Source organism: Bradyrhizobium valentinum, from assembly GCF_001440405.1.
In the GTDB taxonomy this organism is placed as follows: Bacteria; Pseudomonadota; Alphaproteobacteria; order Rhizobiales; family Xanthobacteraceae; genus Bradyrhizobium; species Bradyrhizobium valentinum.
Genome location: NZ_LLXX01000198.1, coordinates 25,743 through 35,813 on the forward strand (window position 1 = coordinate 25,743; position 10,071 = coordinate 35,813).

Annotated in this window: 9 protein-coding genes; 5 read left to right on the plus strand and 4 right to left on the minus strand. The window is 63.5% G+C overall.

Going from position 1 to position 10,071, the window contains the following annotated elements:
• Positions 1-13: 13 nt before the first annotated feature.
• The 4 genes from CP49_RS35250 to CP49_RS35265 all read right to left on the minus strand — a co-directional run bounded on the left by CP49_RS35250 (position 14) and on the right by CP49_RS35265 (position 6,816).
• A complete protein-coding gene (locus CP49_RS35250) occupies positions 14-1,696 on the minus strand; it encodes a long-chain fatty acid--CoA ligase (protein ID WP_057854712.1) in 1,683 nt (560 codons plus the stop codon).
• Between the two features lie 273 nt (positions 1,697-1,969).
• Entirely contained in the window at positions 1,970-3,439 is a 1,470-nt protein-coding gene (locus tag CP49_RS35255) for a D-alanyl-D-alanine carboxypeptidase family protein (RefSeq protein WP_057854713.1), read from the minus strand.
• A 203-nt stretch (positions 3,440-3,642) separates the two neighbouring features.
• Entirely contained in the window at positions 3,643-5,421 is a 1,779-nt protein-coding gene (locus tag CP49_RS35260) for a glucan ABC transporter ATP-binding protein/ permease (RefSeq protein WP_057854714.1), read from the minus strand.
• A 318-nt stretch (positions 5,422-5,739) separates the two neighbouring features.
• Entirely contained in the window at positions 5,740-6,816 is a 1,077-nt protein-coding gene (locus CP49_RS35265; RefSeq protein WP_057854715.1) for an ABC transporter substrate-binding protein, read from the minus strand.
• Positions 6,817-7,057: 241 nt separating this feature from the next.
• On the opposite strand from CP49_RS35265, the gene CP49_RS35270 reads away from it, so the two are divergent.
• The 5 genes from CP49_RS35270 to CP49_RS35290 form a co-directional block, all read left to right on the plus strand.
• Positions 7,058-7,456 (plus strand): hypothetical protein, encoded by a 399-nt coding sequence (locus CP49_RS35270; RefSeq protein ID WP_057854716.1) that lies wholly within the window; start codon positions 7,058-7,060, stop codon positions 7,454-7,456.
• Positions 7,457-7,580: 124 nt separating this feature from the next.
• Positions 7,581-8,033 carry a phosphoribosyl-ATP diphosphatase gene (hisE, locus tag CP49_RS35275; protein ID WP_057854717.1) on the plus strand — a complete coding sequence of 151 codons (453 nt, stop codon included), beginning with the start codon at positions 7,581-7,583 and terminating at the stop codon, positions 8,031-8,033.
• Positions 8,034-8,096: 63 nt separating this feature from the next.
• Positions 8,097-8,678 carry a YqaA family protein gene (locus tag CP49_RS35280; RefSeq protein ID WP_057854724.1) on the plus strand — a complete coding sequence of 194 codons (582 nt, stop codon included), beginning with the start codon at positions 8,097-8,099 and terminating at the stop codon, positions 8,676-8,678.
• Between the two features lie 39 nt (positions 8,679-8,717).
• Entirely contained in the window at positions 8,718-9,287 is a 570-nt protein-coding gene (locus tag CP49_RS35285) for a hypothetical protein (RefSeq protein ID WP_057854718.1), read from the plus strand.
• Positions 9,288-9,445: 158 nt separating this feature from the next.
• On the plus strand, positions 9,446-10,071 hold a 626-nt coding region (locus CP49_RS35290; RefSeq protein WP_245311042.1), incomplete at its 3' end, for an NAD(P)H-dependent flavin oxidoreductase.

Here is a 10,071-nt window from a genome sequence, read left to right on the forward strand (position 1 = left end):
GCTCGTTCGCCCCTTAAGCCGCGGCCTTTTTCTCGTCGCGCAGTTCGCGACGCAGGATCTTGCCGACATTGGTCTTGGGCAGATCGGTCCTGAACTCGATCTGCTTGGGGACCTTGTAGGCGGTGAGCTGCGTGCCGCAGAACTTGATGACGTCGTCGGCCGAAAGGTTCGGATCCTTCTTGACGATGAACGCCTTCACCGCCTCGCCCGATTTCGAGTCCGCGACGCCGATCACGGCGCATTCCAGCACGCCCGGATGGCCTGCGATCACTTCCTCGATCTCGTTCGGATAGACGTTGAAGCCCGAGACCAGGATCATGTCCTTCTTGCGGTCGACGATCTTGGTGTAGCCGCGCTCGTCCATCACGCCGATGTCGCCGGTGCGGAAGAAGCCGTCCGCGGTCATGACGTTCGCAGTCTCTTCCGGGCGGTTCCAATAGCCGGCCATCACCTGAGGTCCCTTGGCGCAGATCTCGCCGGGCTCGCCGAGCGGCACTTCCTTGCCGTCGTCGTCGCGGATCGAGATGTAGGTCGAGGGCACGGGAATGCCGATCGAGCCGGAGAACTGGTCGGTGTCGGCGGGGTTGCAGGTCAGCACCGGCGAGGTCTCGGACAGGCCATAGCCCTCCGACAGCGCGCAACCGGTGACCTTCAGCCATTTCTCGGCGACCGGCTTCTGGGTGGCCATGCCGCCGCCAAAGGAGGTCTTCAGCTTGGAGAAGTCGACCTTGTCGAAGCCGGGTGCGTTGAGCAGGGCATTGTAGAGCGTGTTGACCGCCGGGAAGCTGTTGACCTGGTACTTCATCAATTCCTTGATGAAGCCCGGTATGTCGCGCGGATTCGGGATCAGGAGGTTGACGCCGCCGGCCCGCACCGCCATCAGGAAGCACGCCGTCAACGCGAAGATGTGATAGAGCGGCAGCGCGCAGACGATGAAGAGCTGGTCGACATGCGGCGGCTTCTTCAGCGCCGGCTGTAGCCAGGCGTCGTTCTGCAGCACGTTGGCGAGGATGTTCTTGTGCTGCAGCGTCGCGCCTTTGGAGACGCCGGTGGTGCCGCCAGTATATTGCAGGAAGGCGACGTCATCGCGGGCAAGCTGCGGCTTGTTGAGCTTCATGCCGCGGCCGGCGGCAAGCGCCTCGTTGAACGAGACCGAGCCCGGGAGCGACCAGGCCGGAACCATCTTCTTCACCTTGCGTACGACAAGGTTGACGATCACGCCCTTGAAGCCGAGCAGGTCGCCCATGCTGCCGACGATCACGTGCTTCACGGAAGTCCTCGCGATCACCTGCTGAACCGTGGTGGCGAAATTCTCCAGAACGATGATCGCCTCGGCGCCGGAATCCTTGAGCTGATGCTCGAGCTCGCGCGGGGTGTAGAGCGGGTTGACGTTCACCACGGCGTAGCCGGCGCGCAGCACGGCGGCGGTCGAGACCGGATATTGCAGCACGTTCGGCATCATCAGCGCGACGCGGGCGCCCTTTTGCAGGCCCTTGCTCTGCAGATAGGCGCCAAGCGCGGCCGACATCTCATCCAGGTCGCGGTAGCTGATCGACTTGTCCATGCAGATGAACGCCTTGCGGTCGGCGAACTTCGCAAAGCTTTCTTCCAATAGCTCGACCAGCGACGAGTATTGGGTGACGTCGATATCGGCTGGCACGCCGGCCGGATATTGCTTGAGCCAGATCCGCTCCATGGTATTTCCCCTCTGGTTCCAAGCCCGGCTCTGATTGCATCAGACCCGTGCTCTAATTTTTGTTTTGACGCGTTTTCTTCATGCGAACCGGTGCCCACTTCGCTCGAAAACGCTATGGTCCTGTTTCTTGGCCGGGCACGCCTTGTGTTTTGGGCAGTATTGTGAATGCCGCCGCCGATGGCAAGCGGCTGCGCGTTATCGACGCCTTCGGCGATCTGGAATAGTTCGGCCGAATGGCAGGAAAACTGCCAAATTATGCGGCTTCGTGGGCCGTTAACCAGCCGGCTTGGTTTCGCCCTTGGGTTTAGCAGCGGCCTTCGGCTTGGCCGGCTTCGGTGCGGGCTTGTCTCCGACGGCCGCGGGCTTGGCGGCTGCGGGTTGGGCGGCTGCGGGCTTGGTGGCTGGCTTTCGTTCGGCCGCAGCGGCCGGCTTTTTTTCGGCCGAGGCGGCCGGCTTGGCGGCAGCGTCCGGCTTGGCGTCCGCATGCCTGACCGCAGCGGGCTTGGCTGCCGGCTTTGCGTTGGCTTCAGCCTTGGGCGCCGCCGCGGCGTCGGGCTTCTTCGCGGCAATCTTCGATTTCTTGCCGCGCTTTGCAGAGGCCTGCTTCTCGGCCTCCGCCGCAACGGCCGCGATCAACGCGGCGCCGGTCTTGGTGGGACCGGTATAGACCGGAACAGGCTCGGACGGCTCTGCCGCGGCAGCCAGCAGATCCGCAGGTTTGATCGGGTGCTGCAGCCCCGCCGTAAAGAAGGTCACCGCGGTCTCGCCGGTCGAAGCGCTGCCGTTGGTGGCGACGACGTCGGCGTCCTCGTCGGTGGCGGGACGCTTGCGTTTGCCGTTGCACATTTCGTCGCGCAGGTTCGGCGGCGATGCATCGATCGGAACCAGATTGTCGACGGTGCCGAGCGCGGGCTTCAGCCAGCCCAGCCCATTGCCGCCGAAGCCGCGTTCCAGCAATTGCGCTGCGCGAACGGCGCGCGCATGACCCGACGATGCGCCGAGCACGACGGCGATCAGCCGCTTGCCGTTGCGCGTCGCGGAGGCGACCAGATTGTAGCCGGAAGCGCAGATGAAGCCGGTCTTGAAACCGTCGGCGCCGGGATAGCGCCCGATTAGCTTGTTGAAATTCTGCGTCACCCTACGCCCATAGCGGATCGAGGGAATGTGCATGAAGTATTCGTATTCCGGCAGGTCGCGAATGACGGCGCGCGCCAGCATCGCGAGATCGCGCGCCGAGGTGACCTGTCCGTCCGCCGGTAGGCCGTTAGGATTGACGTAGCTCGTCTGCGTCATGCCGAGCTTCAGCGCGGTCTGGTTCATCATGGCCGAGAAACCGTCGACCGATCCGCCGACGCCTTCGGCGAGCACCACGGCCATGTCGTTGGCCGACTTTACCATCATCATCTTGAGCGCGTTATCGACGGTAACTTGGGTGCCCGGAGGAAAACCCATCTTGGACGGCGACTCCGAGGCTGCGACCGGCGACACCGTCAAGAGCGTGTCAAGCGACAGTCGTCCTTCCTTCACGGCCTTCAGCGTGACGTAGGCAGTCATGATCTTGGTCACCGAGGCGGGATACCAAGGCATGGTGGCGTTGTCGGCCTGCAGGACCTTGCCGGTATCGGCTTCGACGACCAGCAGCGCTTCGGCGTGCACGACGCGCGGCGTCACGACGACAAGCGCCGCTACAAGGAGGATCCAGTTCACTGACGGATGGCGAAGCAGCGGGCGAAGAAAATGCACTTTTCCGTTCCGGTCCTTTGCGACCCGCCTTCGAGAAGGAGGTCCTCTAGATCTAGCGTTCGGGTTTCAAGCGTGTCCGGCGCCGTCGCGTTGCGCGCAGTGCGCAAACCTATACCGGCTTGGCGATTCAGAACAGAGGCTCGGCCACTAAATCGTGGATGAAATAGGCGCAATTTCGACGATAGTTGAACGTTAACAGCGTTCTATCGGGCCTCAATACTGGGCCGCGCGCTCTCCTGCACCATGAATTGGGCCTTCGCGAGTTCCGCAAAGCGTCCGCCCTTGGCCACCAGTTCATCGAAAGTTCCGCTTTCGATCACGCGGCCATTGTCGAACATCAGGATGCGGGTGGCGTTGCGGATAGTCGAAAGCCGGTGCGCGATCACAAACGTGGTGCGGCCCTTCATCACCTCGTCGAGGGCGGCGTTGACCTTGGCCTCGGTGACGGCGTCGAGCGCGCTGGTCGCTTCGTCGAGGATCAGGATCGGCGGGTCTTTCAACAGTGCCCGTGCGATCGACAGCCGTTGCCGCTCGCCGCCGGACAGCATGCGACCGCGCTCGCCGGCATGGGTTTCGAATTTCTTTTCGCTGCGCTCGATGAATTCCAGCGCCTGCGCACGGCTTGCGGCGATGCGCATTTCCTCCTCTGTGGCGTCCGGCTTGCCGACCCGCAGATTGTCCGCGAGCGAGCGGTTGAACAGCAGCGCTTCCTGGAACACCACGCCGATGTTCCGCCGCAACGCGGTCAGCTTCAAGGCACGTATATCCATGCCGTCGATCTTGATGATGCCGGACTGCGGATCGAAGGCGCGATGCAACAGCGCGATAGCCGTCGACTTGCCGGCGCCGGTCGGGCCGACCAGGGCGATGGTCTGGCCGGGCAGGGCGGTAAACGAAACGTCTTCGACCGCGGGCCGTTTGCCGTCATAGGAAAACGAGACGTCGTGGAATTCGATGAGCCCGGAAAGCCGTCCGGTGTCAACAGCACCGGGCCGGTCGCGCACCGCGGGTACAGCGTCCAGCACGTCGAAGAATTCCTGCAGTCTTGGCGCCTCCATGAACACGCTGTTGATGAAGCTCACCACCTGCTCGAGCTTCTGGATCAGCATGGTCGCGAAGCTCACGAACATCACGATCTCGCCGACCGTCGTCTGTCCCTGTGCGTGCAGGTAGATGCCGACGGTAAAGATCGCGAGCACGGTGATGGTGGTGGATGCGCGGGTGATGACGGTGACCAGCGCCCACCAGCCCAATACCGGCATCTGGGCGGCGAGCAGCTTGTCGGCGACGAAGCGCAGGCCCTGAACTTCCGCGTCGATCCGCACGAAGCTCTGCACCAGCGCGACATTGCCGAGCGCGTCGGAGGCGCGCGCCGACAGATCGCTGTACTGCGCCTCAACCTCGCTCTGCATGCCGTAGGTCTTGCGCACCACCAGCGTGGTCAGCACCGTGAACACCACGCACAGCACGAACAACAGGATCGCCAGCCGCCAGTTGATGTAGAGCGCCAGCGGCAGCAGCACCACCAGCGACAGGATGGCGGCAAAGTGCTCGCGGAAGAAGGCGAGCCAGAGCCGCCACAGCGAATCAGTGCCGTTCAGCATCACCTTCATCAATCGGCCGGAATGGGTGCCGGTGTGGAAGGTCAGCGGCAGCTGCATGATGTGTTCGAAATAATCCGTCAGCACCACCTGACGCTGGCGGTGCGCCAGCTTGTCGGCGTGGAGCGCGACAATGGCGCTGCAGCCGATGGTGAACAGGCCGAACGCCGCCCAGGCCGCCAGCAGCGGCCAGGCCGAGTTCGTCGCCAGCGGTCCGGCCTGCGGCTTGCCCGAGAGCACGTCGACGATCTTGCCGAACAGCACCGGCTCGGCGAATTGCGCGCCGGCCAGCAGCAGGTTGGCGACGGCGAGAATCCAGCCCAGCCGCGCCTCCTTGCCGAGCAGCTCGAGGACGCGGGTGTAAAGGCGCAGCATGGACATTAGGTGAGGACTCGCAAGACGATTCAATTTGCCATTGTAAGCAGGGATCACTGAGGACACTAGTGAGGTGGGTGCATACGTCAGGCAATTGAGCAAGCGGCGCCCCTCTCCCCAACCCTCCCCCGCAAGGGGCCTGCAAGGGGGGAAGGAGCCCATCCGCCAGTGCCCCTCTGACAATGCCAACGATGCTCAGCAGCACGCGCCGCGCGAAGTGAGGTGAGCACGCTCATCAGGCTCCCTCCCCCCTTGCGGGGCCTTGCGGGGGAGGGTTGGGGAGAGGGGTAAGCCGCGGGCACCGGCGGAAGAAGCAAGCGCTCGCTAGTTGCTCAATCGGCCGTTCAGCGGCGGCAGGAACTGGTCGTCGAAAATGTCGGAAGGCTGCGGTCGCTTCTGAAACTTGAAATCTTCCGCGATCTGATCGATCGAGCGCTCGAAACGCGCCGGATCGATAGCGCCGATGCCGTTGCGCTTCACCTCGCTGGTCAGGATGTTGTCGCGCAGGATGCTTTGCAGGCGTTCGAGTTCGAGGTCCTTCGAGCCGCCGTCCATGCGGTTGGTGACCTCGGCCGCGGCGCCTGCAGGGTCCTTGATCGTAAGATGCAGGCCGCCGATCACGGCGCGCACGAACCCCTTCACCGCCTCGGGCTTGGCGGCCGCCAGCGCCGGATTGGCGATAACAGCGAAACCGTAGGCCTCGCAGCCATAGTCGGCGAATTTCAGCACCGCCAGATCGTCGGCAGGCACGCCGCGATCCCTCAAATTGATTGCCGAGAGATAGGAGAATCCGGTCACGGCATCGATCTGGCCTGCCGACAGCATCGGCTCGCGCACCGCGGCGCTGATGCTGCTCTGCTTCACGCTCTTGATGTTGATGCCGTTCTGCTTGGCCACCGCGGGCCACAGCCGGATCGACAGGTCTCCTTCGGCGGCGCCGAGATTTTTGCCCTCGATGTCCGACAGCAAGCGGACGCCGCGGCTCTTCCGGGCGATGATGGTATAGGGCGCCCTGTTGAACAGCACGAACACCGCCTTGATCCTGGGGCCGCCCTGCTTGTCCTTGTCGCGAAACCGCATCAAGGCATTGATATCGACGAGGGCGAAATCGCTGGTGCCTGCCGCGACGCGCGCAATCGCGTCGGAGGATCCGCTGGCGATGTTGGTTGTGACCGCGAGCGCTTCCGCGCTGAACAGGCCGCCGGCTGCGGCCATCACAAACGGCGCCGCCGCGGCATCGATCGGACGGTCGAGCGAAAACTGGATCGCGAGCGGTGGCCGGGGGTCGTCCGCGGCCAACACGTTATTCGCCGTGAAGCCCGCAATGGCGCACAGGCCGGCAATGAAAGCCAGGAGAACGCTCAGGTAAGAGCGGATGGCGCTGGTCCTGATAGCACGCATCGAGATTACATCAGCATGAGGTGGGACAAGTTGCCGCGCCGGTGATGTCTGTTTCGTGACATCGCCAACGGCATTTCTCGCCCTTGGGCGAGCCATTGTGCAGCATCTAACCTGAACCGCCGATGACTGCCACGATTTTGCCAGGGATCGTTCAGCCGCCGTTCGGATTCGAGAACCTAGTATCCGCTCGGTGGTTAGCTATCCGAGGCCTGTCAGGCCAGCTCCCACGGAGGATGTCGAGATGTTTGCGCGAAAGGGTGTGTTTTCATCGATCGGCCGCGCCGGCGCGGTGGCAACGGTCGTAGCGGTGGCACTGACGGCGGTTGAACCGTCGAAGGCCTTTGCCGGCTCCGCGACGTCAGGCAAGGGCGTCACGGCTTCGACCGGGACCAGCGACGCGACCGATATCAGCGCGCGCCGCAGGTACTATCGAGGTGGCGGCGGCGCCGCGGCCGCAGCGGCCTTTGCAGGCATCGTCGGCACCGGGCTCGCGATCGCGGCCACCCAGAACCGCCGCGACTATTACTATGACCGCCACTACGGCTACTATGGCGGCGGACCAGCCTATTACGGTAGCCCGTATTATCACCGGCCCCGCGCTTATTATTACGGTGGTGGCCCCTACTATGGCGGCTGGTAAACGCGATCGCTAAAATCGCAACCGTTAAAGATGAATCCACCGGCCGCTCCGGCCGGTGGATTTTTTTGCGTTTGCAGGGTCGGCCGTTAACACGCTTGCCATGGCTTTGCATTAGGTTGGAACGATGAGTGATTCGCTCGAACGGCTTTATCAGGCTGTCATCGCGGCCAGGGATCTCGATCCGGCAACGTCGCGCACGGCCCGGCTGTTTCAGCGTGGCCCCTCCAAGATGGCCAAGAAGCTCGCTGAGGAAGCCATCGAAGTCGTGATCGACGCCGTCAACGGCAAGACCGAGGCGGTGGTCCGCGAGAGCGCCGATCTGCTCTACAACCTGACCGTTCTCTGGGCGGCGGCGGGCGTGAGGCCCGAGGACGTCTGGCGCGAAATGGAACGGCGTGAGGATTTGCTCGGCATCGCCGAGAAGCTGCCGAAGTCGGCCGTCAAAATGTCCAAAGCCCTTGCGAGCACGGCGGCGCCCAAGGCGCTGCCCAAAACACTACCCAAGGCGACGGCGTCCCCTGCAGTCCGGCGGCGAATTGTCGCGCTGGAAGGCCGCTCCTTGCGTAAACGGCACTAATTCCTCTCGAATTCCGTTCTTTTCCGGCATGGACAAATCCGCCGCAGGATGGTTGATGCGCGCATGCTGAAACGGACCTACGACTGGTGTATCGACGCCGCCGACAAGCCTTATGCGCTTTGGATCATGGCGGCCGTCTCCTTTGCGGAAAGCTCGTTCTTTCCGATCCCGCCCGATATCATGCTGCTGCCGATGTCGCTGGCGCGGCCGAAGAAGGCATGGTGGTTCGCGACCGTCTGTACGGTCGCGTCGGTTGCCGGCGGCGTGGTCGGATACGCGATCGGCGCGCTGCTCTACGATTCGATCGGGCACTGGCTGATCACCATCTACGGGCTCAGTGACAAGGTCGAGACCTTCCGGGCCTCCTATGCCGAATGGGGCGCAGTGATCATACTCGTGAAGGGCCTGACGCCGATCCCCTACAAGCTCGTGACCATCACCTCGGGTTTCGCCGGCTACAATATCTGGCTGTTCATCCTGTGCTCGATCGTGGCGCGTGGGGGGCGGTTCTTTGTGGTCGCGGTCCTGCTCAATCGCTACGGCGACCCGATCCGCAAGGAACTTGAGAAGCGGCTCGGGATGTGGGTTGCTATCGGTGCCATTGTCCTGGTGCTCGGCTTCTACATCGCGTTCAAGCTGGTCTAGCGCTTTGCCGGCATCCCGGCTTCAGGCTACGTTCGCGTGATGTCCGATCGAACCGGCCTCCTGCTCAAACTGTTCGGGACGCAACTTGCGACCGCGGGCCTCGTTGCGTCCATGCTGGCGGTCTCTGCCGAAGCCGGCTGGCCCCAGCCTACGCTCGGCGTGCAGTCGCCGGCCCAGCAACCGGTGCAGCCCGAGCCGCAGCAGATCGAGCCGTCCCCGCCACCGCGCGACGAGAATCCGGGCCTGATCAACGAGATCGGCAAGCTGTTCGAGAAATCCAAATCGCTGCTGCTGCCGCTGAAGAGCCCGGGCGAGACCATCGACGATTTCAACGCGCGCACCAAGGACGCCGGCCAGAGCCTGTCGAATATCGCGAGGCCCTCGATCATGGTGAGCGGGCGCGCGGCCTGCACGGTGGCGGCCAACGGCGCGCCGGACTGCAAGGCCGGCGCCGACCGGCTGTGCCAGACCAAGGGCTACAAGGAAGGCAAGAGCCTCGACACCGACGCGGCCGAGAAATGCTCGCCGAAAGTGTACCTGCCCGGCCGCAAGCGCGAGCCGGGCGACTGCAAGACCGAAAATTACGTGACCCGGGCGCTTTGCCAGTAGCGCCAAAACGCAATACTTGACACTGGAAAGATTGCCTTGTTGGTATGACGCCCGGCATCTCTAGGGCGTGATCTGGAATGGTGGGCGCCAGGCCTGCGATGGGATCACGCTTTCGAACCGTGCCGCGCTTTACGAAAACAGATTGAGGATCGCTTCGAATGTCCATGCCCGCGCTGTTCAAGGGCCGCTTGTCGATACCGGTGATCGGATCGCCCCTGTTCATCATCTCCGTGCCCGATCTCGTGATCGCCCAGTGCAAGGCCGGCGTGGTCGGATCGTTTCCGGCGCTGAACGCGCGGCCGGCTTCGCTGCTCGACGAGTGGATCGCGCGGATCACGGAAGAACTAGCGGCTTACGACAAGGCGCATCCGGAGCGGCCGTCGGCGCCGTTCGCGGTGAACCAGATCGTTCACAAGTCCAACAACCGGCTCGATCACGACCTTGCGGTCTGCGAGAAGTACAAGGTGCCGATCCTGATCACCTCGCTCGGCGCGCGCGAGGATCTCAACAAGGCAGCGCACGACTGGGGCGGCATCGTCTTCCACGACGTGATAAACCAGAAATTCGCGCGCAAGGCGGTCGAGAAGGGCGCCGACGGCCTGGTCCTGGTGGCGGCCGGCGCCGGCGGCCATGCCGGCACGATCTCGCCGCTGGCCTTCGTCGAGGAGACGCGCGCCTGGTTCGACGGACCGATCGCGCTGTCGGGCGCCATCGCCAACGGCCGCGCGATCCGCGCGGCGCGGATTCTCGGCGCCGACTTCGCCTATATCGGCTCCGCCCTCCT

What these genes read in the sequence shown, in the direction of transcription:
- CP49_RS35270 (WP_057854716.1), top strand. Translation starts at nt 7,058, where the DNA reads ATGTTTGCGCGAAAGGGTGTGTTTTCATCGATCGGCCGCGCCGGCGCG.
- CP49_RS35250 (WP_057854712.1), bottom strand. Translation starts at nt 1,696, where the DNA reads ATGGAGCGGATCTGGCTCAAGCAATATCCGGCCGGCGTGCCAGCCGAT.
- CP49_RS35260 (WP_057854714.1), bottom strand. Translation starts at nt 5,421, where the DNA reads ATGTCCATGCTGCGCCTTTACACCCGCGTCCTCGAGCTGCTCGGCAAG.
- hisE (WP_057854717.1), top strand. Translation starts at nt 7,581, where the DNA reads ATGAGTGATTCGCTCGAACGGCTTTATCAGGCTGTCATCGCGGCCAGG.
- CP49_RS35285 (WP_057854718.1), top strand. Translation starts at nt 8,718, where the DNA reads ATGTCCGATCGAACCGGCCTCCTGCTCAAACTGTTCGGGACGCAACTT.
- CP49_RS35280 (WP_057854724.1), top strand. Translation starts at nt 8,097, where the DNA reads ATGCTGAAACGGACCTACGACTGGTGTATCGACGCCGCCGACAAGCCT.
- CP49_RS35265 (WP_057854715.1), bottom strand. Translation starts at nt 6,816, where the DNA reads ATGCGTGCTATCAGGACCAGCGCCATCCGCTCTTACCTGAGCGTTCTC.